Here is a 22,325-nt window from a genome sequence, read left to right as displayed (position 1 = left end):
ATTTTCCTCCTTGACTTGCTGTGCGTTCATAGAGAACCTCTGAAGTTGCAAAAAAAGTATTGACAAATCGCCAAGAGGATGGTATTATTCACTATGTCAATCGGAACCGCTTGTATGCGCAGGCGAACCGGTGGTTATTGCGAAGAGGGTACACCCGTTCCCATCCCGAACACGGTAGTTAAGCTCTTCAGCTCCAACGATACTTTGGGGGCAGCCCCACGGGAAAATAGGACACCGCCGTTTCGCCCGCTCACACAAGCGGTCTTTTTTTATTATCAATCTGGACATCGTCTTCTGCCAGATAGTCCGTTATCTGAGAGGTGAACACGGATCAGCAAGAGTGTAGTCTCGCCTCTTCTCTGCGGAGACAAGCGCGCTGCGCAGAGGAACGCTTATATTTTCAGAAACCGCTCGACCCAGGCTACCATGCGCTGACGAGACGTTTCCCACAGGTGTGGTGAAAGTCCATGACCAACATCGGGATATTCCAGGTAGCACAGCCGCTCCGGGGCAGAGGCGTACAACGGCGTGAGCTGCTCGTGAAATGCACGGATGTAGCGGGCTGGCACTGCCTCATCCGCCGCCGCCGCTTGGGAAAACAGAGCGACCGGAAAAAAACGCTCAACATGCCGGTGCGGACTCTCGGGCCAGGGTAATTCCCACTCAGGAGAGCCAAGTATAGGGGTCGCCACGCGCAAGCGGGATTCGTTGACGATGGCCGCGTAGGTGATTTCGCCGCCCATCGAGATCCCCCCGATGCCCAGACGCTCGGGTTGTGCCCACCCACAGAAAAGCAGTTCGTCGATGATTCGCGGTACTTCAGCTGCCGTTTGGCGCACAATCGCAAGATAGTCTGCCTCAGTGGCTTCTGGTTCCCTTGCCCAGCGCTCGTCATTGAACAACTCCGTGAAGTGGGGGTAGCGTCGTTGCCCATGCCCGACGGCATCCAGGCTAATCACCAGAAACCCGGCCTGCGCGAGGCTAACTGGATGGGCTTCGATCTTCTCTTTGTTCCCGCCAAAGCCATGATAGAACAATACCGTACCTCGCTCGGCACACGCCTCTCTCGAATCGTGGAAGTAGAGAAGTGCAGGAACAGAGGCAATAGTGGTACCTTCTTTCGTGAGAGGCATCCAGGTAGATCCTTTCCGTTGAGTGGAGCTTCAATAAAGGAAAATCGGGTGGCAACGAGCCCCTTTGCTCTAATGGTATGTCTATAGGCCCACTCGAAGCTGTGAAGCAGTTCACAGCCAAACTCCAAATTCTTGTATATTATCCATACGGTTATAATGCCCCATTGCAGGGAAACGAATTCTCTTTCACTCTTTCCACGAAAAGGAGTATAACATGCAATATCAAGATAATCAGATGGAGGAACCGACAATAATCTCAACTTCACAAAGTCACCGATACACTCCGTCACAACACTCAAATACGATAAGCGTGCTCATGCATGGGTTTTTAGCTGGGGCTATCCTGGCAGGAATTGTCATTGTTACCACAATCATTTTTACCACTCCAGTTGTGAGTAATGCGCTCTTCAGCATATTTGCCAGCTCATATCTTTTCGGTTTACTGTATCAAGGAAACATCGTGATCAGTCTAATCGTTACTGCTCTTTGTACTCCAGTCTACTTCTTTACTGGTTACTTCACGCGGAAATATTCAGCATTGGCTTGTTTGATCGCTCTGGCCTGTTTTCTCTTTGTCGATGCCTGTTCCTATCTTGTAATCCTTTCCGGCTCGATCTCACGATACACCTCATTAAAAGATACACTCGTTATTTATATTTTTGCCTATCTTGTCGATCTTTTTCTGGCATTGATTGTTGGATTTGGGGTTACAGGGATAGGGGCTGCTTTTAGACAAAATCAAGAGGGAAAGGCATTTCCGAGATACTAACATCTTGGCCCTCCCTTTTCAGGTGAGGAAACGCCCATTGCTCTTTTGTTCCCTGGTGTCATCTCGTTGCGTATCCCATGGGAAGAGCTCAACTCTGGCAAGAATTTGGGAACAGTTTTAAACAAAGGATCAGCATACATAGAAAACTAAGAACAAAAAATAAAGAAGCACGAAAGAAGCTAAAAGCAGCACCACTTGGAGACAAAGTGTGATGATGTGTACCCCCGTCTGACAGAGCCTCTCATTTCCATCAAAAAACACATCTATTTTGTGAATGCTTTAGTGTAGTATTGGCTTTGTAAAAGAATATTTTTCATATTTCAAGCCAGGTACAGAAGAGAGGAAAAAGCATATGGCGACACAACTATGGAAAAAATACCGCTTCTTGTGGACGAGGGTCTACTTCTTCTTACTCTTTTTTTTGCTTTTAGCAATAAGTTTCCTGGTGTCTGGTTTTGGAACCGCTTTCAGCTCGCAAGAGCTGACCTTGAGTAACCCCAATGCCTGTATGCAACAAATAGAGTGGGAACTGCCTTCAATAGAGAGGATTTGCCTTGACAGTTGAGTACAAAAGAGACGAGGCAAGAAGCCATATTGGACAAAAAATTTCTCCACTACTATTTGTCCAATATGGCCCATCGGGGCTGATTCAGCCAGCTTCTGAAATATCAGCTTCAGAGTAGGAGGAAGGCTCCTGCAGAAAATCAGACTGTGCTTGCGAACACGCAGCCGCCACCTCGGAGGCCATCACGGTATCGGCGTGCTCCAGACCAAAGGCCTCCTGAAAAATAGTAAAAGCCCGTTGAGAATAGGTGAGAGCTAAAGCGTATTCCCTTTCAGATTGGTAAAAGGACGCCAGATCAAGCAGGCTACGAGCAACTCGCGGGTGATTGGGGCCTAGAGCCTCTTCCCTAATTGCTAGCGCTCGCTGAAAAAGGGTATGAGCTTGAGAATTTTTTCCCTGCTTCTGATAGAGCTTTGCCAGATTCGCAAGAGCAAAAGCCAGGGTTGGATGCCTTTCCCCTAGAACCTTTTTCCAGATTGTGCTTGCTCGTAGCAGAAATGACTCCGCCTGCTCATATTTTTCCTGAGCTTGATAGATGCTTGCCAGGTTGTTCAGGCTGATTGCGACATCGGAATGATCGAGACCAAGATTTTTCTCCCAGATCGTGAGCGCCTGCAAACACTGCTCCTCGGCCTGTATATATTTTTTCTGGCTGAAATAGACAGTGGAAAGGTCGTTTAAACTCTCGGCGCACGCCTGATGCTCCAGACCTAAACAGCGCTGACGGATAGCCAGCCCTTCTTGAAGCATCGACTCTGCTTGTGCATAATTCCCAAGAACGTGATAGAGCGTCGCCAGATTATTGAGACAATCCGCAACGCTTAACTGCTCCTCAGGTATGTTCCGGTACCTGTCAAGGGCTTGTAGTAAGAGATGCTCAGCCTGTGTATACTGGGACTGTTGAAGCAAAAAAAGACCAACCTGGAACAAAAGCTGTGCGGCCTCTGGAAAAGTAAATTTATGCTTCCCGATTAATAGAGTGCAAAGCTGCGCATGGGGAAGATACTTCTGGCAATCAGACCAGTTTGTAAATGCTCTGCTATCAGGAAATTTGTTATTGACAGCCCGTACGGCTCTCTCGGCATAGAAATACAGGCTCTTTTCATCCATCATATTCTTGATAAGATCCTGCACTAAGCGATGAATCGAAAGGAGCCTTGAACGAGCATCTCGCTGAAGCAAGGAGTATGTCAGCAATTCCCGGATTACTTCATTGAGTTGGAGAGGATTTTTTGCGAGTGGAGCAAGGGGTGAATCATTAAGCGCAGCAGCCTCATAAATAAGTTCCTCTGGAATAGCCTCTGGAGAAAGGAAGGCGCAGAAATAGAGGAGCTCAATTGCCAGAGGGATCCTTTGTCGTATTTTTTCAAGACAAAGTGATAATGTTGCGTAAACCGTGTCAGGATGGTCAACAATAACGCTTCCACGATGTTGTAACAAATATGTTCCATATCTCTGGTAGAGATCCAGATAATCAGAAATACGACAACGCGATTCCTCGATGTATGCGCCAGCTTGATCAAGCGCCAGGGGCAGCCCTCCCATGACCCCTATCAGTTGGGTAACGTCTTCATGCTCATAACGAGCAAGACCGAGGTTAGTCGAACGTATACGACGGAGTAAAAAGCGCACCCCCTCAATGTGTGTCATCGGCTCAAGTTGTATGCTCTCAGCGAGCGCCCCCAATGTGGAAAGTTGAGTTGTAAAGAGGAAAGAGCCTTTTCGGGCGACAGGAAGTAGGGGTGTAATGAGGGCGCTATCTTCTACATTATCTATGATAAGTAGCCAGTTACTGTGTTTGTTTAGCCATTGAATAGTTGCAGTAACAATCTGGCTTGACTCTCGTGTCTGATATTCAGGGAGACGGAGAAAATCAGCGAGAGCAATATAGCTGGAGAGAAGGCTTTCATACGTTTCGGCATGAATCCAGAAAACAGCAGAGTACTCCTGAAAATGGCGATATGCATATTCGATGGCAACCTGCGTCTTCCCAACACCTCCCAAGCCGCACAATGCACAGGAGTGAGAAACACTATCGCTCCTCTCAGGAGAGAGACATTCGTAAAGATGCGAGAGAAGGCTTTCACGGCCAGTGAAGAAGGGATTGCGTTGATAAGGCACATTCCAATATGGAGTAAGAGCGGTCAGGCTGGCCTCCAGCAATTGATGGGTCTGATCCTCATTCAATCCTAATTGTCTTGCTAATGTCAGGACGATGCCTTTACTCTCTGGTAAGCAATTGCCTCTTTCCCACATAGAAATTGTATTATAGTGTACACCTAATCTTTCCGCTAGCTGTCGTTGAGTGATCTTCTTCTGTTTGCGCAGCGTCTTCAAGACATCACTGAAAGAAGTGATTGAACCCGTTTCCTCCATCTGTATACCTCCTGGTTGGATTACACACTTTACCAATTCGAAGTTACGTTGTTCGTCGGAAACATGTATTTTCACTCAAGAGCTTGTGTAATTTCTGTGGATGGAATGTGCGCCAGGTAGTGCAAAAACACAGGGTAGTATCTAGACGAAGCATCAACACTTAAAGCGTTTTTAAGAGCAGGCCCTCTCGAAAAAGAAAGGGGAACAAGCAGGCACGATTTGGCAAGAAAAGGCGTCGGGCAGAGAGGAATGTATTCTCATCCTTCTCCTGTCAAAGCTTGTGCTCAAAGAAGGCATCTATCAGGTATGGGGGATGGGTTATCAAGTGATGTTCTTTATCCGAGAGCGCCCGTTGGTACCATAGCGTTGTGTGTTCGTTTTTTTGTTGCTCTCGATACAGGTTGGCCAACCTGCCCAATGGATCAACCAGGGAAGAGGTCCCGGCCAGCATCTCCTGAGCCACACGGTCACATAGCCGTTTTTGACACAAACATTCGACAGAATGCATAGTACATCCTTATTTTCTGCACAATTGACTTATTTGTTTGCACAATGTTTAGTAACTAGTATAGAAGAGTAAAACTAATTTGTAAAGTATACTTTAGGCAAGGAAGCAGAATATAGCGTATTATATTCTACTGAAGGGGGAAGTGCTATTGGCAACGATGGATAGCTTGAAGCATCACGCTCCTTGATTAAACTATAAGAAAAATCAAGATGATAGCAGCGCTTCCAGCAAATACTTGGAGGGAAACGCAACTACGGACAAGTGCATCTCTAGCGCTTGTCCGTAGTTACGTTTTCTTGGATAGAAGGAAATATAGCCTACACCATCCCCTATCAGGGTAGAGAAATGCAGGCTTTTCTCATTTCGCTTGGAGGGACGCTGCTTCCTTATCCACAGATGATGAGCGCAAGTACATAAAGGCATATATACCACTAAGGAGAAACAGCAGCGCTGAGAGGGTAAAAATAGTATCAATTGGACCAATGGCAAAGCCCAGAACAGTGCCATGAATATCCTTAAAAAGATTACTGGCAAGGTAGCCCGCAAGTGAGACGGATATAAGACTGGAAAGCACACTTAATGAATTGATCGTTCCTATAACGCGTCCAATCATACCACGTGGCACACTCTTTAGCGCGATAGGGACAAGGGTGACATTGACCGTGGCCTGAGCCAGACCCAGAAAAAGAAGAATAGCCAGGGCGATGAGCAGATTTGAGGTACGGGCAAGTAATAAGAAGAGCAAGCCAAACCCCAGGATAGCCAGAGTATACATCCGAGTTTCCTGAAGCCTACTCGAAAGCACCGATACCAAAAGAGCGCCAATGATCACACCCACCCCAAAGAAGCCATCTAATAAACCAACATAGGTAACATTTACGTGCAGGTTATCGCTGACAAAGAACACCATAAGCGCGTTAATGGCTCCTGCTCCTAACGACACAACAACAATTGTCACGAGCAATACACGAAGCACTGTGTTATTTATAGAAAATGTAATACCCTCAAGAAATTCACGAGTAAATTTTTGCTGCTCGGCTTTGCCACCGCTTCTCACGAATGCAGGTGCCTGGACAGCCAGAACGCAGAGAAAAGATATCAGGAACGTTCCAGCATTAAAGAGCAGGGCCCACTCAACCCCAAAACCAAAGAGAACGGGCGCAGCGAGTGGTGGTCCCATAATCAATGCAATACTTTGGGAAACTTGCGCCAGTCCCGCTGCTCGCCCTAATTGTTCTTTATCAACAAGATCATTGATGAGCGCAGCTCGTGCTGGAGAGAAGAATTGTGAACAGATGCTCGCCAGAAAGACAGTCACGTAAATGGCGCCAAGTTGGACGGCTCGATCAGGTTTCCAGGGGAAAAAGGAGGATCCGGATACAAGGACCAACAAGAGAACCAGGAACATGCGGATACAATCCGCCCAAAGCATAACACTCTTTTTCTCCCAACGATCAACAAACACTCCCGCAATCGGCCCAAAGAGTAGGGATGGCAAGGCGACGGCTATCAAGACACCACTTACCGCTACTGGTGCCCATGTCGCAGCCTGCCCATTAGCCTGCCGTGCAATGGTGGCAGCGATCCATACCACTAACGTCAGGTCGAAAGTTGAATCGCCTAATGATGAAACCGCTTGCCCACCCCATAAAAATGCATATTCGCGGTTAATAAGCAATTTGCCTAATGATCGCGGTAGTGTTTGAAATAGCATGGCCTTCTTCACCCCTCTACGACTGTTGGCACACTGGCGCAATTCTATGGACGCGTCTCCTCTGCGCCAACCTGATAGAATGCGATGCAGAGTCGATAAGAATTTCTCTGAGGTGCCGCGAACGAAGAGCCGTCTGATACTTCAAGTGGTGCAGGCGTCTGCATCTCTTCAAACTCGTTCATCAGTTGAAACAAACGGTCCACTAACTGATGGGCAACCTCCGGGGTAAGAATCAAACGTGAATACCATGCCTGAATACTTTTGCTTTGTTGTACCGCTTTAGGCAATTCATTACGGACAGCATCAAGAATCTGCAAGACATAAGGGATAGGATTTTCAGACAACTCGCTTGTTAGTGTTGCCATTGCCGCTTCGCCGTCCGCAATCCGATAACGCGGCTCATTAAATTGATCGCGCGTCAACGGCGTCGTCTCGATAATCAGGTGCCGATCGAGCAACTCCTCGAGAATGCTGTTGACTTTTGAAACACTTAAGTTGGATTGTCGTGCAATATCGCTACACGTGCGCTCACCTTCCATCAGCGCTAACAAGACTGGCAGTACAAGCAAACGTAGCGGAGATTGACCCTCAACAGGTATAGCCATATGAACTTTCCCTTCTTTTTGTATGCCCGCCAGGCAGGCGTTTCACACTAGGCAACGCTATTGAGTAATTCTTCTCGACTTAATCCATACGCCACAATTGCAAGAGTATCTTCGTTCAAGTACTGACGAGCGACACGTGCAGTATCATCCGTTGTAACCAGTTTCAAGCTCTGGATTTCAGTATCGACAAATAACGTAAGCCCATTGACGGCAAATTTCCCGGTAGAAGGAAGCATCAAACGTGAATTCTCGTGTTGATGAAGCAGACCCGTTGTTCGTATCGTTCGCGCTCGTTCTAGCTCTGAATCATCCAGGCCTTGATGCAATTTTGCAATCTCCGCGAGCAACACTTGAATCACCTCGCGCACCTTATTTCGCTCACAAGAAAGCCGAATGGTCATATACCCGGCGACACCATAAGTGGTTGGTGTCGCTTGTATTTCATAGACCAGTTGACGTTCTTCACGTAAGGAGTTCCAGAGCCGTGATCCGACTCCTAATCCCAGGCAATCTGCTATCAGCGAAAAAGGTAATCGGTCAATATTTGTCAGGCTCGGGCCGCGAAATGCAACGTATAAAGAAACTTGCTGGGACGAGGTAGGGATGCCGATCATTTGCGGCACATCCTCGAATCTGGGTGGAGGAATAGAGGTGGGCTTTTGCGCCCAATCATGGAAAGCATCAAAAACTTTCTCCAGCACCTCAGTTCCTTCTACAGCTCCCTGACAGATAATGACCGTGCGCAAGGGCGTGTAATAGGTGCTGTAACGCTCCTGCAAATTTGCTTCGTTAAAGGTGTCTAGATTCTCACGTGGCCCCAATGTAAATAATCCCAGGCTCCTATTGCCAAAAAGCGCTCGCTCAACCCACTCATCGAGTGACTTCCTGGTGGACATAAAGGTCTTGATCTCCTGATCAATGACTGCCCGCTCTGTTTCAATAAGCGACGTATTGAACGAGGGTCGACGGATCAAGGTCGCCAGGCTATGTAAAGCGGCATCATTTTCAGCAGGTACCGTCGTCACCGAAAACTGAGTATATTCTTTTGTGGTGAAGGCCTCAACAATTGCTCCTTGCTGCACCAGGCGAGCAAGCTCAGACTGACTACGATATTGCGCATTAAAGATCACATGCTCCATAAAATGGCTTATGCCATTACTTTCTTTGGTTTCATCGCGAACCCCATGATTAACAAAAATGCCCCAACTGGTTGTACGCGCATACCTGCGAGGCTGCACTAATATTTGTAATCCGTTGGGGAAAATAGATTTGATCAAGTAGTCAGCAGCGAACATGTTCATCGCCCACACTTTCTTTTTGGTGCGACTCCTCTATAAAAAGCAAGAATCGCACCAATGAATCACCCAGGAGGAGAACAAAGTTAGCCAACAACCGGTCAGGGGATGTACAACGATACGTTGGAGAGACAAGCGTTGTGTTTCACAAACTCACCAATCCAACCGGACTCTGTGGTACTAGAAAACTACGGCAACGCCAATCCCATGACCATTGGCATCATCATCGTCTGCCGCAGCGCGCAATGCATCAGCAAATTCTGGTGCAGTCAAAATGACCTTTCCATCCTCGCTGATCGTAAACTTTGAGGGATCGAGCGTAATGCGTTTCTCTTCGCCTTCTGGCTTCTGTTCATTTGTTGGATTCTGTTCGTCTGCCATTGCAATATCCTCCAATTTTTGTAAACTAGAAGCTAACGCTTGCATTCGTTAGCCCTATCAGTACAGCTAGAGCTATCACAAAGAACTTGCTGAATCGCTAAAGCGACTCGAAATAGCCGCTTGCCCGACCTGGCGCCTGGCATCTTCTCAAACAAATGACAAGATCACGAACCCTGTTCTCCTCCTGGATGATCCATTGATGCTCATCATGAGTTTGCCACTCGATGGGTACGCCTGAAAGTTCCTGTGTTGTTAAAAACTAGAAAATTACGGCAACGCCAATCCCATGACCATTGGCATCATCATCGTCTGCCGCAGCGCGCAATGCATCAGCAAATTCTGGTGCAGTCAAAATGACCTTCCCATCCTCGCTGATCGTAAACTTCGAGGGATCGAGCGTAATGCGCTTCTCTTCGCCTTCTGGCTTCTGTTCATTTGTTGGATTCTGTTCGTCTGCCATTGCAATATCCTCCAATTTTTGTAAACTAGTGCTCTGTCAATCTTCATCCGAAAGGTTTCACGCCGCCTGCGGCGGCAAGAGGAGAGACGCAGAGGGGCTGACGCCCCTCTGCACTCCCCACCTTTCCAATCAACGTTGACAGAACACTAGAGGCTAACGCTTGCATTCGTTAGCCCTATCAGTACAGCTAGAGCTATCACAAAGAAACTTGCTGAACCGCTAAAGCGACTCGAAATAGCCGCTTGCCCGACCTGGCGCCTGGCATCTTCTCAAACAAATGACAAGATCACGAACCCTGTTCTCCTCCTGGGTGATCCATTGATGCTCATCATGAGTTTGTCACTCGATGGGTGTTCCTGAAAGTTCCTGTGTTGTTGAAAACTACCAGATTACCGCAACACCAACCCCATGGCCGCTATTCTCATCGTCGTCTGCCGCAGCGCGCAATGCATCAGCAAATTCTGGCGCGGTCAAAATGACCTTTCCATCCTCGCTGATCGTAAACTTTGAAGGGTCGAGGGTAATGCGCTTCGCTTCGCCTTCTGGTTTCTGTTCGTCTGCCATTGCAATATCCTCCAATTTTTGTGTCCTGATTGAGTACATCCTGATTACCTGCTGTACACAATTCAGGTCTAGAGTCTAATATTTTCTTATGAGACTGCGACTGGAGTTCTAATGTGACCAGCGACGGTCGCTTGCCCTGTGCCGTCAAATATGGAGGCCAGGAGGCGCTGCGCTTGACCTGACGGTTGGTATCTCCCCAGACGAATAGCGAGACCAAGCACCCTATTCTCTTCCTGGATGATCCACTGGTGCTCGTCGAGGGTTTGGAGCATCATGGAGAGCATTTCTGGATCCATATTCAAATGCCCGGCCAGGTCGCTTTTGATGGCAATCGCATCAAGCGCGTCAAGCAATGCCAGGTACTCCTGGTCAAGCAGCCAGAGGTGTTGTTCCGTTCGCGTGTCAACGAGCAAGGTGTGGGTACCAACGGGGCAATAGAAGAGGGTAGCGCTGCTATGCGCGTGCGTCCATTGCCTGACCGTTTGAATAAGGTCCGTTGTATAACCGCTTCCCGGTTTTTCTTGATAATCATAATCAAAGAAGTAGGCCAGGTCGAAACGCTCCTGTGGTGATAATCCAGGAAAGATATGTTCATAAGCCAATGTTGGCTTGATATCTTTAATACCAAACTCCTGGGCTTCATTGAACAGCGGGCTGAAACGATCGAGCCGAACTGGAGCAAAGGCGACAGGTGGACGCAGATGGAAGATACGCTTGGCCCATTCATTGGCCTGGGCATAATCTTCTGGTTGTTCGCCAGGAAATCCCCAGAGAATATTCCAGTAAGGCGTGATTCCATACTCGTGGCACCACTTGAGCATCTGCACGTTATTCAGTGCTGAAACGCCTTTACGCATCACTTTGAGTACATGGGTGGACAGACTTTCGATACCAGGTTGAACACGGTCTATATGGGCCTCTGCGAAGTTCGCGATTTGCTGCTTCTTGAGATTCGCTTTGGTTTCATAAAATAAGCTAAACCGCTTGGGGTGTTGTGCAAGCTGTGGCAGAAGCGTATTGATATAGCGGTAGTCGAGGATGTTATCAACGGCAAGCACATTCGCTGCTCGATCCGCATAGCGGTCCCACAATTCCGTGATTTCCCGTAAGGCTCGCTCTGGACTTTTACTCCGGAAGGCCATATTCAAGCCATTGAGTCCACAGAAGGTACAGTGCGAGCGTTGCCCCCACCAGCATCCACGAGAGGTCTCTACCATAATAGAAGGCGAGACACTATCCTTGATCTCGTCAGCATTATGCTGTGAAAAAAAATCGTCGAAGATGGGATACGGCAGCTCATCCATTTTTACCGCTGGAACCTGGGCTGATGCAACGGTTCGCCTGGTCCATACTCCTGGTACATGGACATAATCTTCCTTATTAAGGACGGCCTTTACCAGAGGGATAATTATATTTTCCCCCTCACCTGAGACAACGGCATCAACCCAAGGGAATGACCGTAATAGGCCACGGCCCATTGGGCCTTCAACATTTGCTCCACCAAAGACAATCGTGAGGTGCGGATAGCGTTCTTTTAATATGCGTGCAAATGCAAGGGAGGCGACATGCTGCTGAAATACGCTGGTGAAGCCTACAAACTGTATCTCATCCCACTCGATAGCATTGAGAGTATCTTCAAAAAAAGCAGGTATGAGCTGACGCACATGCCTCACAGTATCGGCATCTTCCTGAGCAATACCCCTGGAATAGAGAACATCCAACCAGTCCTTGGGCTGTTGTAGATACTGTAAATACTTTTCATCATACTCACTGTCCCACGAGGAATTCTGTGGATCACTCATCAACCAGGGAGCAAAGATCCATTCACCAAGCAAGTAGTTAGAGGGGTATTTGCCATCGGCAATCTCTTCATAGAATTTTGTTCCTACTTTGGGAACAAAGGGGAGAAAGGGGTACCAAATAAAAGAGGTGATAGAAGATTCTTGAAGCTTTGCTTGAAGAAGGCTCAGTCCAAGAGAAGGACGCCGGCTCGAAGCAAATGGCATGCTCATAAAAAGAACTTGTTCACCAATCCGCATGAATCTCTCCTCTTGCTAAAAAGCATCTCTTCACGCTTTATGCAGTTTTAACCTAAATAAATTAGGAATTCTGCAACTTCCACGAAGTGCGTCTGGCGTTTGCATGAAAAGAGTATAGCATTTGCAATTCACAGATCAGTTGTGGTTTTATGGGCATTTTTGGGTTCTCTGGAAACCATCCATGACACACGCGCGCCATCTTGTAATCAAGAACGATGCGACCAATCACCCTCCTGCCTCGTGTACCCTATGATCCGCAATGAAGAGAAACACCTTTACCAGGACAATTCCGGAGGATGGACTTATGATCTGGATTGGCACATCAGGTTGGATCTATCCGCACTGGATTGGGCGCTTCTATCCAACACATCTACCCGTGCGCGAGCACCTGGCATACTACACCCAGCACTTTCCCACAGTCGAGATTAATCGAAGTTTTTACCGTCTGCCCACATACGAGCAGTTTCATGCGTGGAGTGAGCAAACACGTTCGCATCCCAGGTTCCGCTTCGCGGTCAAGGGTAGTCGCTACCTTACGCATATGAAAAAGCTTCTGAACGCAGAAGAAGGGATAAACCGCCTCCTCACTGCCGCCGAGGGACTGGGAGAACAGTTGGGGCCATTCCTTTTTCAGCTCCCTCCTCACTGGCATGCCAATCCGGAGCGCCTGGAACAATTTCTCAGCCAGCTTCCACACAAGCTTCAGGTAGCTATTGAGGTCCGCGATGTCTCCTGGTTCGCAGCAGATATGGCGACCAGGATAGCGCCGCTATTTACACCTACCAGCAACGCTACGCTAGCCATAGCGATTGGTGGAATGCTCCCGACGCCCCTCGACCTTCCTCCCCTGGGATCATTTGGATACGTGCGTTTTCACGCAGGGGCCAACGGCATTGGTCTTAGTGACGATGAGCTGTCCGCCTGGGCCAAACGACTCGCACACGATGCGGAACAGGGACGAGAAATCTATGCCTATTTCAACAATGATCCTGAGGCATACGCCATCCATAACGCGCTACGACTGCGCGAAATGCTAGGATCACTCGCCGCCTCACCCAGCTGAAATGCACCCCTTTTCTTGTCAGAACGCAGACTCGTTTTTCATCAGGAAGGTCGAGGTCCGTATAATCAGTTCTGGCTGGTAGATGATGTGTTGATGCTGATGTTTTTCACGATTTGCCATCTCGTCCAGGAGGAGTTCTGTCGCCGTTCGTCCCAGCAGGTATTTCGGTTGACGAATGGAGGACAGCGCAGGCGAAAGGGCACTGGCAAATTCGATATCATCATAGCCGATCAGGGCCATCTCGTTGGGAATCTGGATGCCACGCTGGAGCAAGCCGCGCATCACGCCAAGCGCCAGTAAATCATTGGCACAAAAGACAGCCGTTGGCTTGCGCTCATGGTGCAATAATGTCTCCACGCTTTGCTCGCCAGCACGAGTATTCTGCGTTCCGACAGAAATCTCAACTATCACCTGGTTGGGATCAAGGCCTGCTGTTTTGATCGCCTGATACATGCCCTCTCGCCGCTCTTCACACTGACGAATACTGAGCGGACCACTCACAAAGGCGATACATCGGTGTCCACGTTCCAGCAGATGGTTTGTGGCCAGTGCTCCTCCTTGTCGATCATCAACAGCAACTGAGCAAAGGCTCTGCGTCTGGTCTGGTCGATCAAGGAGCACCACGGCGATATCCTGCTGGTGCAAGCGTTGGAGATAGCTCAGGTCATTGCTGGCCGGAGTAATCAAGACTCCTGCAATTCGCTGCTCTTCGAGCATATGCAGATAGCTGCGCTCTTTCTCCAACGAAGCATCTGAATTGCAGAGGATGACGATGTAGCCAGCCTCATTTGCCGCGTCTTCGACACCACGCGCCACTTCGGTAAAAAAAGGATTGGTTACATCTAGAACTACCAGGCCGAGGTAGCGACTGCTCCCAGCCCGCAATTGATGTGCTGGGGCATTGCGCACAAATCCCAGTTCCTTGATTGCTGCCTGCACACGCTGCCGTGTTGTCTCTGCGACGATCTCCGGGCGATTGAGCACATTGGAGACCGTTCCCAACGATACTCCCGCCTTTTCGGCAACATCACGAATACTTACCATGCGCTTTTCTTTTCCCCGCTCTTGAGAAGAGCATATCTCATCCCCCTCTGCATGTTGCGTCATTTCCAGTGAAACGTTTCATTGGTGTTCTGTAGTATAGCAGGCCGAAGGCCGACCGAAAAGGGGCTGGATGGAAGCGGGTGTGCGTCAAATTTTTGCATATTCATATGACCAGGCGCCTATAGTGATAAGATCGCCTGACCAAAGGCATGGACCTCCTCACTATAGGCGCCCGATTTATCACGCGCAAGGCGATTTATCGCACAAATACGATATAGTATGTATTTCGCTATGATGGGCAATATCCCATGGCATGCCACATCGTGATGGTGTGGTTCATCCCCACCCTGTATCACTGTGATAAATCGCCTTTGCACCTACCTCCTGCTCTCTCGTAGCCGTCAATGCTGCCCAAGAGGCCTTTCTTTGGCACGTCGATCCCTTGTCCGGTCTTTCCCGGCTCCTCTTCTCTCTCGTCTGCAGGCAGGTGAGCCAGAGGATCATTGCATCCAGGCGACGGGCGGATGATCAACCGATGCGGGGCAGGTATAGATCTGCATGGTGTAACCGCGGCCGATGGTGACCATTACCGGCTCCCATGGGTGGGTGTAGCTGCTACCAGGATTGCTATCGAGGGCCTGGTCCTCGATGGGAATCCAGTTGCCACTGCCCCCGTCCCACTCGGTGGAATCGATCCTCAACAGGGGTTGCATCTGAGTCCCGCAGGGACAGATCGCTGGCTCGGCATCTCGGAAGCTAAAGGATGTCCAGCCTCCGACCTTCCAGCCGGGTGCCACGGACAGCTCAAATGAATAGGCAAAGCTTCCTACATCGGCAATTGTCTTCTCACGCTTTTCCCATGCCTGGATCTGCTCGCGCAGAACCTCATCGAGATCAGAGAGGGCAGGGTATTCGATGACCTGTTCAGGATGGACGACACAAGGCTCGGGGACATAGTCCTTGGACTGCACCACAACGGGTTGTGGCGGGTTGGAGAGCAAGGCAGTGACTGTGCAGGAGGAACGCCACACCAGCTTCACCTTGGGCAGCTCCTCCTCAGGGTGATCAAACGGGCACCACAGCACCTGAAGCAGATCGTAGCCAAGAGGCGGGTGCAGGTCGGGGATGTCGCGTGCGTAGAGTTGCGCCACGGGTATCATTGCAATCGGCTCATGGGTCCAGCTATGCCCAGCTTGAATGCGTTTGATGATGGCGTCTTCCTCCGACGTGAGGAGGTTGACACCAGGATCTCTGGGCCGCTTCCAGGCAGCGGTCAACGTGTCCCGTAGCAGCCGGACATCGGCCAGGGTGGTCAACGGCCCCCAGTCTGGATCGTGTTGTCGCCCGTCACAGTAGGGCCACGGGTCATCGATGGGCCACAGCAGCGGGCCGCCGACCGAGCTTTCCTGGGGCGTCGGCGTGCCCAGACGCGGGTGCAACCGTGTCGTGGTGCGTGCGAGCGGTGCCAGTTCTGGGAACACGGCTGCGATATCGACTGGTCGTGGGCGCGTGGTGCGAGTCATCTTAACTCCTTTAGTGTCAATGGAAAAAATCCCAACGAGTTGGAGACCTACCAAACGGGTCTCGTGATCATCTGTCCTTCCTTTCCCTTGACAGAAAAGGGCTTCAGCCCGCCGCAAGCCACGGGGATTCATCCCGTGGTTAGGCGTTTGCGGCTTTAGCCCTTGCCCTTCCGTTTTTTCTGTACGCGAAAAGAATTGATCAGTAGTACCTTGAGAACTGAATAACGTACGGGTTGCATGGCGAAGGGCCATGCGTAAAAACGTTACCGCGTTTCCCACTGCCTCAGCTATTTCGACGTGCGAAGGCACGGGTATCCAATCCACGGCTTTAGGAAGTGTCACGTCACCGAACGAATAGCGCTAAGGAAAAGCCTCCGACCTGGTGGGTACGTTCCCCAGGAGTGAGCCTCGAAAGAGGCGGGTGTTGCTTCTCTCCAGGACGCCGAAAACGAGAGTTGTGGGCCATCTCTCCCTTATCGAAAGGCATGAGAGTAACAACGCGCCTGGCACCGCGCAAGAGAGACCATGCATGGATGGATGCATCCTCTCAGCTTTTCCTCCTCCACTACGATGTACGCCGAGTCGTAGCCACGCTACATTTCTCAGCACATCGCGTACAGAGGAGAGGCAAAAGAAGCCGCGCGACTTCAGTTGCGGCGGAGTGTCACAAGGGAGAGAGTGGCTTTTGATTGCTTTTCCTGTTTCTCTTCTTCAGGCACGAGGAAAAAGCGGAAGGACATCGTTCCCCAGCCGTACATCTTACCATGAAACTGGTGGAGGAGTACAATGATCCTGATGGCTTTCTTGATTTTCTGTTCTTCCCCAAGTCGGCCAATTGATGAGGGATCAAGAGAAGGACCCAGATGGGGAGCGGTTTTCCCAGGCACGTTCCTCTCGGTGCTCATGACTCTTGTAAGTGCTCACATATGAGGGCCAAACCTGCTCTTTCCTCCTTCCGCTTCGTCGGACAATGCGGTCGGTTTACGGCTCTCGCCTGCCGACGCTCTAATTTGCTGAGCTGGGTTGCGAGCTGATCTTTCTCTCCCTTCCAACAAGTGCAACTGTAGTGTGAAGGTGATGGGGCCTTTGCAAAAAGATGACGGACAATGCCTCCTCTTGTACGCTCTTGACAAGAGCGTACATCATCTCCTATACTAATTGAAACGTTTCAAACGAACTAATTCAGTTTTTGTTTTCTGCTGATTGGGCTTTCAGAACGTTTCCACTCGTTCTCAGAGGGATGCTGCATCTGGATTTCGATGAAGAGGAGGAGCAAAGCTATGGCCGAACACTTTGAACAGATACGTGCGACACTGGCTCGACAGGGCACTGACATTGAACAGGTGATCGCGCACATACAGACATTTTCCATCGAGACCCCTTCATGGGGCTACAGCAATTCGGGAACGCGTTTCAAAGTGTTTCCCTGGCCAGGGGCGGCGCGCGACCTGCGCGAGAAGCTGGCTGACGCTGCCCAGGTTCAGCGCGTCATTGGCTGTTGCCCAACGGTCGCGCTGCATATTCCCTGGGACCAGGTTGATGACTGGCAAGAGATCAAGGCGTATGCCGAGCATCTGGGTTTGCGCCTGGGTGCGGTCAATCCTAATCTCTTCCAGGACCATGCTTATCGTTTTGGGAGTCTCAGTCATTTCGACAAGGGAGTGCGGACCCAGGCGATTGCGCATGTGCTCTCCTGCATTGAGATCGCGCAAAACATAGACTCGAATGTGGTCAGCCTATGGCTGGCTGACGGTACCAACTATCCCGGCCAGGATGACCTGCGCCACCGTCGCCATCGTCTCCTCGATTCGCTCCAGACCATCTATGCCGCCTTGCCTGACAAGATGCGTCTCTTGATTGAGTACAAGTTTTTCGAGCCAGCCTTTTACTCGACGGATCTGCCTGATTGGGGAACGTCGCTCCTCATGGCGCAGAAATTGGGACGAAACGCCGAGGTGCTCGTGGATACCGGCCATCATCCCCAGGGAACCAACATCGCGCAGATTGTCGCGCAGTTGCTGGATGAGGATCGCCTGGGTGGGTTTCATTTCAATGACCGCAAGTACGCCGATGATGATCTGATTGCTGGATCACTCAACCCCTTTGAACTCTTTTGTATTTTCCATGAGATTGTTGGTGCGCAGCACGAGAACAATGCCAATGCCAGTCGCATTGCGTATATGATCGATCAATCGCACAATATCGAGCCCAAGATTGAAGCGATGATTCAGAGTGTCCTCCATATCCAGACGGCCTATGCGAAAGCGCTGCTGGTCGATCATGTGGCCTTGCAGCAGGCGCAGGAGAGCGGCGACGTACTGGGTGCATATCGCGTGCTCCAGGCTGCGTATGAAACCGATGTGCGCCCGCTACTCGCAGAGGTCCGTGTGCGTCAGGGACTCGATCCCGATCCCATTGCGGCCTTCCGCTCCAGTGGCTACGCTGAGCAAGTAGCTCGTGAGCGCACGCTGGGCGAAAGCGTAAGTGGCTATCCCGGTGCATAAGCCGGTGCGCAACCGACTCTCGTTTCCTGAGAAGATAGTGCTTTATTACTTCTGTTTAAAAGACCCGAGGAATTGATTATGGCATCTTTGCTTTTCTCGTCCACCCTGGCCCAACTCGTCGAGCGGTCACGTCGTCTGGGAGCTGATCGTTCCGTCTGCAACTGGGGCGGCGGCAACACTTCTGCCAAAGCGGACGAACGAGATTTTCGCGGCCAAACGGCCCGTATTCTGTGGGTCAAAGGCTCTGGCTCGGACCTAGCAAGCTGTACTGAAGCATCGTTTACTGGTCTGTATCTGGATGATTTGCTGCCCTTACTTGAGCGCGAGCAGATGAGCGATGCCGAGATGGTCGCGTACCTGGGACACTGCTTCTTCGATCCTGGTCGCCCACGCCCCTCTATCGAAACGCTCTTACACGCGTTTTTGCCCTTCGCCCATATTGACCATACCCACGCGGACGCGACCAATTATTTTGCCTGTGCTGCCAATGGAGAAGAGCTTGCTCGCGCATGCTTTGGCGAGGATCTGCTCTGGATACCTTACCGTCGCCCTGGCTTCGGGCTGGCTCGCGAGGTTGCCCTGGCCGTGCGTGCACATCCAGAGGCCAAGTTAGTCATCCTGGCCAAACACGGATTGATCACCTGGGGCGAGACCGACGAGGAGTGCTACGCCTCTACATGCTCGACCATTGCCCGTGCGCGTGCATTTGTGGAAAATCGAATCTCAGAAGCACAACGACCGCTCTTTGGTGGCCTGCGTGTCCCCTCTCTCCCAACAGAAGAACGGAGGTCCATTGCCTCGCAGATCGCGCCGACGCTACGTGGATTGGTCTCTGTGGACAAACACCAGATCCTGCGGTTTGAAGATGACGAAGATGTGCTCACCTTCGTGTCCAGCCAGGATGCTCCTCGCCTGACCACCATTGGCGCGGCCTGCCCGGATCACCTGGTCCATACCAAACCCTGGCCCTTGCTGGTCGAGTGGACTCCCGAACAGGGCCGTGAAACCCTGGCTAAAGCAGTGGAGGCCGGGATCGCGGCCTATGTGACCCGTTATCGCCAGTATCTTGCAGAGAACCTCAGCCAGGACCTTGATCCTGATGCCTCCCTCCCGGTCATTCGTGAAGCAGATGCAGCAAGTGATCCGCATCCTCGCGTGATTCTGCTTCCCGGCGTCGGTATGTTTACCACGGGCAAAGATATGGCTCTAGCGGATGTCTCAGCGCAACTCTATCATCGCGCCATTGCCGTAATGCGTGGGGCTGAAGCCTGTGGCGGTTTTATTTCGCTTTCGGACGCGGAAAGCTATGCGGTCGAGTACTGGCCACTGGAGCAGTATAAACTCAAGCTCGCTCCCCCTGAGCGCGAGTTTGCGCGACGCGTGGTACTGGTAACTGGTGCAGCTGGCGGGATTGGCTCGGCCATCTGCCGGCGCGTCGCGCAGGATGGAGCACATATCGTGGCCACCGATATCGATCTTGCTGGCGCGGAACAACTGGCCACCGCTCTTAATCAGCAGTACGGTGCGGGGCGAGCGCTCGCTGTCAGAATGGATGTGACCAACGAGGGGAGTGTGCAGGCAGCCTTTGAACGGGCAGCCCTGACCTTCGGTGGCATCGATATCATCGTCAATAACGCGGGGCTTGCCTCCAGTGCGCCTCTCACCGAAACCAGCCTGGCCGAGTGGAACAAGAACTGGAATGTGCTCGCGACTGGCTATTTTCTGGTGGCGCGCGCTGGTTTCCAGCTGTTGCAGCAACAGGGATGTGGAGGCAGTCTCGTTTTCGTTGCCAGTAAGAACGCGTTGGTCGCGGGCAAAAATGCTGCCGCCTATTCGACTGCTAAAGCAGCCGAGGCCCACTTGGCACGCTGTCTTGCCGAAGAAGGAGGCCAGTTCGGCATTCGCGTCAACACGGTCAATCCTGATGCAGTGCTTTCCGGCTCGCGCATCTGGGGAAGCTCCTGGCGAGAGGAGCGAGCGGCGACCTATGGAGTTGCGCCTGACCAGTTGGAAGAGGTCTATCGCAAACGAACCACGCTTGGCGTCAATATTTTGCCCGCAGATATTGCGGAAGCAGTAGCGTTCTTTGCCTCGCCAACGCGCTCCAGTAAGAGCACCGGCAATATGCTCAACGTCGATGGAGGCGTCTCTGCCGCATATCCGCGCTAAGAGAGGAGAGACATGTATGACCACACGCAACGTCGCAGCGGTTGATCTTGGTGCCGAGAGTGGGCGCGTCATCCTGGGACGCTTCAATGGCAAGAAGCTCCTCCTGGAAGAGGTGCATCGCTTTGCCAACCGACCGGTCACCATCCATGGACATCGTTTCTGGAATATTCCTGGCCTCTGGGACGAGACCCTGGCAGGGCTGCGCAAAGCTCGCCAACGGGCTGGATCATTGGACAGCATCGGGGTCGATACCTGGGGGATCGATTATGGGCTGGTGGATCGCAACGGATTCTTACTCGGTTTGCCGTTTCAGTATCGTGATCAACGCACGTCAACCATTATGGAACAGGTCTGTGCCCTTATCCCACGCGAGCGCATCTATGCCCGCACCGGCATTCAGTTTCTGCCCTTTAACACCCTGTTCCAACTCACGGCACACGAGTATCAGCAACCAGGTGCCCTTGCCCAGGCTCACCGCCTCCTCATGATTCCAGATCTGTTTCATAACTGGCTAAGCGGATCAATGATGAGTGAGCGCACAAACGCTTCGACGACACAATGCTGGGACGCGGTGGCGGGAGTATGGGACGTGGATCTTCTGACGCAACTGGGTCTTCCTACAAGCATGCTTCCTCCAGTGGTTGAGCCGGGCACACCCCTTGGTCCGGTTCTCGCAGAATGGCAGGATGATCTGGGTTCCGCGTTGGTCATCGCTCCTGCGACTCATGACACTGGGTCGGCCATTGCGGCTGCGCCAGTCTCCTCTCCGGATGGTTGGGGGTACATCAGTTCGGGAACCTGGTCGCTCGTTGGGGTCGAACTACCTCAACCTCTGATCAATCCAGAGGTGCTGGCCGCCAATTATACGAATGAAGGGGGCGTGTTTGGCACCACGCGTTTCCTCAAAAACGTGATGGGGCTCTGGCTCTTGCAGGAATGCCAACGCCAGTGGGCGCGAGATGGGCATACAATGGATTATGAAACCTTATTGACCGATGTGGCAGGAGTACCAGCCTTTGCTGCTCTGGTTGATCCAGACGATCCGCGCTTTCTCGCTCCGATGAACATGCCAGCCACCATGAACGCGTATCTCCAGGAACATGGGCAAGAACCGCTTCAGACCCCAGCGGCCTTTGCCCGCTGCATTCTGGAGAGCCTGGTCTTACGCTATTGCGAGGTGTTTCGGCAGATGGGTGCTCTGACAGGCAAAGACATCAAGGGTGTTCATGTTCTTGGTGGAGGTGCCCGCAACGCCTGGTTGAATCAGTGGCTGGCTAATGCGCTTGGAATACCTGTGATCGCTGGACCACACGAAGCAACTGCGTACGGCAATGCCCTGATGCAGCTAGTAGGCCTGGGAGATCTCCAGAGCCTGGAAGAGGTGCGCACGGTGGCCCAACGCACCGCTACCCGTCTCTTTGAGCCACAGGCTGCCCAGCATGAAGCCTGGCAAGAAGCCGCAGGACAGTTCCGCACGTTGACTGGTACTCATTGAGTGTTCAGAAAAGAGAAAACACGCGTTTTTTTCTTGCTCTCCACAAAAAACACGCATTGTGCGGTATACTCTCTATAGAGCATGCAGAGCCACCAGGTCTTCTCAACAGCACGAAGAA

Annotated in this window: 18 protein-coding genes and 1 rRNA gene; 6 read left to right on the top strand and 13 right to left on the bottom strand. The window is 51.2% G+C overall.

Going from position 1 to position 22,325, the window contains the following annotated elements; translation table 11 throughout:
- The first annotated feature begins 126 nt into the window (after nt 1–126).
- Nucleotides 127–243, top strand: a 5S ribosomal RNA gene (gene rrf / locus KTE_RS37815).
- A gap of 149 nt (nt 244–392) precedes the next feature.
- Here the strand turns inward: rrf and KTE_RS37810 are convergent.
- A complete protein-coding gene (locus KTE_RS37810; RefSeq protein ID WP_201390943.1) occupies nt 393–1,133 on the bottom strand; it encodes an alpha/beta fold hydrolase in 741 nt (246 codons plus the stop codon).
- 214 nt (nt 1,134–1,347) lie between these two features.
- On the opposite strand from KTE_RS37810, the gene KTE_RS37805 reads away from it, so the two are divergent.
- Nucleotides 1,348–1,902, top strand: coding sequence for a hypothetical protein (locus KTE_RS37805; RefSeq protein ID WP_201390941.1), 555 nt, complete (start codon nt 1,348–1,350; stop codon nt 1,900–1,902).
- Nucleotides 1,903–2,551: 649 nt separating this feature from the next.
- On the opposite strand, the gene fxsT is transcribed toward KTE_RS37805, so the two are convergent.
- The 9 genes from fxsT to KTE_RS37760 form a co-directional block, all read right to left on the bottom strand.
- Nucleotides 2,552–4,918: an FxSxx-COOH system tetratricopeptide repeat protein gene (gene fxsT, locus KTE_RS37800; RefSeq protein WP_201390939.1), complete on the bottom strand. Its 2,367-nt coding sequence runs from the start codon at nt 4,916–4,918 to the stop codon at nt 2,552–2,554.
- Between the two features lie 196 nt (nt 4,919–5,114).
- Nucleotides 5,115–5,351: a hypothetical protein gene (locus KTE_RS37795; protein ID WP_201390937.1), complete on the bottom strand. Its 237-nt coding sequence runs from the start codon at nt 5,349–5,351 to the stop codon at nt 5,115–5,117.
- Nucleotides 5,352–5,709: 358 nt separating this feature from the next.
- Nucleotides 5,710–7,065 (bottom strand): MFS transporter, encoded by a 1,356-nt coding sequence (locus KTE_RS37790; protein ID WP_201390935.1) that lies wholly within the window; start codon nt 7,063–7,065, stop codon nt 5,710–5,712.
- 44 nt (nt 7,066–7,109) lie between these two features.
- The gene (locus KTE_RS37785; protein ID WP_201390933.1) at nt 7,110–7,670 is read right to left on the bottom strand and encodes a hypothetical protein; all 561 of its coding nucleotides are present in this window, start codon (nt 7,668–7,670) and stop codon (nt 7,110–7,112) included.
- 47 nt (nt 7,671–7,717) lie between these two features.
- The gene (locus KTE_RS37780) at nt 7,718–8,971 is read right to left on the bottom strand and encodes a pitrilysin family protein (protein ID WP_201390931.1); all 1,254 of its coding nucleotides are present in this window, start codon (nt 8,969–8,971) and stop codon (nt 7,718–7,720) included.
- Between the two features lie 174 nt (nt 8,972–9,145).
- Entirely contained in the window at nt 9,146–9,346 is a 201-nt protein-coding gene (locus KTE_RS37775) for a hypothetical protein (RefSeq protein ID WP_201374232.1), read from the bottom strand.
- Between the two features lie 259 nt (nt 9,347–9,605).
- Entirely contained in the window at nt 9,606–9,806 is a 201-nt protein-coding gene (locus tag KTE_RS37770) for a hypothetical protein (RefSeq protein WP_201390929.1), read from the bottom strand.
- Between the two features lie 381 nt (nt 9,807–10,187).
- Entirely contained in the window at nt 10,188–10,370 is a 183-nt protein-coding gene (locus KTE_RS37765) for a hypothetical protein (protein ID WP_201390928.1), read from the bottom strand.
- Between the two features lie 86 nt (nt 10,371–10,456).
- Complete coding sequence (locus KTE_RS37760; protein WP_201390926.1) at nt 10,457–12,409, bottom strand: RiPP maturation radical SAM C-methyltransferase; 1,953 nt, start codon at nt 12,407–12,409, stop codon at nt 10,457–10,459.
- 304 nt (nt 12,410–12,713) lie between these two features.
- On the opposite strand from KTE_RS37760, the gene KTE_RS37755 reads away from it, so the two are divergent.
- Nucleotides 12,714–13,472: a DUF72 domain-containing protein gene (locus KTE_RS37755; RefSeq protein ID WP_201390924.1), complete on the top strand. Its 759-nt coding sequence runs from the start codon at nt 12,714–12,716 to the stop codon at nt 13,470–13,472.
- A gap of 18 nt (nt 13,473–13,490) precedes the next feature.
- On the opposite strand, the gene KTE_RS37750 is transcribed toward KTE_RS37755, so the two are convergent.
- The 3 genes from KTE_RS37750 to KTE_RS37740 all read right to left on the bottom strand — a co-directional run bounded on the left by KTE_RS37750 (nt 13,491) and on the right by KTE_RS37740 (nt 16,944).
- Nucleotides 13,491–14,516 carry a substrate-binding domain-containing protein gene (locus KTE_RS37750; RefSeq protein WP_201390922.1) on the bottom strand — a complete coding sequence of 342 codons (1,026 nt, stop codon included), beginning with the start codon at nt 14,514–14,516 and terminating at the stop codon, nt 13,491–13,493.
- 500 nt (nt 14,517–15,016) lie between these two features.
- A complete protein-coding gene (locus KTE_RS37745; protein ID WP_201390920.1) occupies nt 15,017–16,039 on the bottom strand; it encodes a hypothetical protein in 1,023 nt (340 codons plus the stop codon).
- A 647-nt stretch (nt 16,040–16,686) separates the two neighbouring features.
- Nucleotides 16,687–16,944, bottom strand: coding sequence for a hypothetical protein (locus KTE_RS37740; protein WP_201390918.1), 258 nt, complete (start codon nt 16,942–16,944; stop codon nt 16,687–16,689).
- Between the two features lie 375 nt (nt 16,945–17,319).
- Here KTE_RS37740 and rhaI point away from each other — a divergent pair, with 375 nt between their 5' ends.
- The 3 genes from rhaI to KTE_RS37725 all read left to right on the top strand — a co-directional run bounded on the left by rhaI (nt 17,320) and on the right by KTE_RS37725 (nt 22,207).
- Nucleotides 17,320–18,543, top strand: a complete 1,224-nt coding sequence (rhaI, locus tag KTE_RS37735; RefSeq protein WP_201390916.1) for an L-rhamnose isomerase — start codon at nt 17,320–17,322, stop codon at nt 18,541–18,543.
- 78 nt (nt 18,544–18,621) lie between these two features.
- Nucleotides 18,622–20,712, top strand: coding sequence for a bifunctional aldolase/short-chain dehydrogenase (locus KTE_RS37730; protein ID WP_201390914.1), 2,091 nt, complete (start codon nt 18,622–18,624; stop codon nt 20,710–20,712).
- A gap of 16 nt (nt 20,713–20,728) precedes the next feature.
- A complete protein-coding gene (locus tag KTE_RS37725; RefSeq protein ID WP_201390912.1) occupies nt 20,729–22,207 on the top strand; it encodes a rhamnulokinase family protein in 1,479 nt (492 codons plus the stop codon).
- Nucleotides 22,208–22,325 lie beyond the last annotated feature (118 nt).

Source organism: Ktedonobacter sp. SOSP1-85 (genome assembly GCF_016587415.1).
Taxonomy (GTDB): domain Bacteria; phylum Chloroflexota; class Ktedonobacteria; order Ktedonobacterales; family Ktedonobacteraceae; genus Ktedonobacter.
The sequence above is the reverse complement of the archived record's forward strand: the minus strand, read 5'-3'. Positions and strand labels throughout refer to the sequence as shown.

Excerpts from the sequence above, each read along its gene's own strand:
- KTE_RS37810 (WP_201390943.1), bottom strand. The coding sequence starts at position 1,133 with ATGCCTCTCACGAAAGAAGGTACCACTATTGCCTCTGTTCCTGCACTT.
- KTE_RS37805 (WP_201390941.1), top strand. The coding sequence starts at position 1,348 with ATGCAATATCAAGATAATCAGATGGAGGAACCGACAATAATCTCAACT.
- KTE_RS37795 (WP_201390937.1), bottom strand. The coding sequence starts at position 5,351 with ATGCATTCTGTCGAATGTTTGTGTCAAAAACGGCTATGTGACCGTGTG.
- KTE_RS37790 (WP_201390935.1), bottom strand. The coding sequence starts at position 7,065 with ATGCTATTTCAAACACTACCGCGATCATTAGGCAAATTGCTTATTAAC.
- KTE_RS37785 (WP_201390933.1), bottom strand. The coding sequence starts at position 7,670 with ATGGCTATACCTGTTGAGGGTCAATCTCCGCTACGTTTGCTTGTACTG.
- KTE_RS37780 (WP_201390931.1), bottom strand. The coding sequence starts at position 8,971 with ATGAACATGTTCGCTGCTGACTACTTGATCAAATCTATTTTCCCCAAC.
- KTE_RS37775 (WP_201374232.1), bottom strand. The coding sequence starts at position 9,346 with ATGGCAGACGAACAGAATCCAACAAATGAACAGAAGCCAGAAGGCGAA.
- KTE_RS37770 (WP_201390929.1), bottom strand. The coding sequence starts at position 9,806 with ATGGCAGACGAACAGAATCCAACAAATGAACAGAAGCCAGAAGGCGAA.
- KTE_RS37765 (WP_201390928.1), bottom strand. The coding sequence starts at position 10,370 with ATGGCAGACGAACAGAAACCAGAAGGCGAAGCGAAGCGCATTACCCTC.
- KTE_RS37760 (WP_201390926.1), bottom strand. The coding sequence starts at position 12,409 with ATGCGGATTGGTGAACAAGTTCTTTTTATGAGCATGCCATTTGCTTCG.
- KTE_RS37755 (WP_201390924.1), top strand. The coding sequence starts at position 12,714 with ATGATCTGGATTGGCACATCAGGTTGGATCTATCCGCACTGGATTGGG.
- KTE_RS37750 (WP_201390922.1), bottom strand. The coding sequence starts at position 14,516 with ATGGTAAGTATTCGTGATGTTGCCGAAAAGGCGGGAGTATCGTTGGGA.
- KTE_RS37745 (WP_201390920.1), bottom strand. The coding sequence starts at position 16,039 with ATGACTCGCACCACGCGCCCACGACCAGTCGATATCGCAGCCGTGTTC.
- KTE_RS37740 (WP_201390918.1), bottom strand. The coding sequence starts at position 16,944 with ATGAGCACCGAGAGGAACGTGCCTGGGAAAACCGCTCCCCATCTGGGT.
- rhaI (WP_201390916.1), top strand. The coding sequence starts at position 17,320 with ATGGCCGAACACTTTGAACAGATACGTGCGACACTGGCTCGACAGGGC.
- KTE_RS37730 (WP_201390914.1), top strand. The coding sequence starts at position 18,622 with ATGGCATCTTTGCTTTTCTCGTCCACCCTGGCCCAACTCGTCGAGCGG.
- KTE_RS37725 (WP_201390912.1), top strand. The coding sequence starts at position 20,729 with ATGACCACACGCAACGTCGCAGCGGTTGATCTTGGTGCCGAGAGTGGG.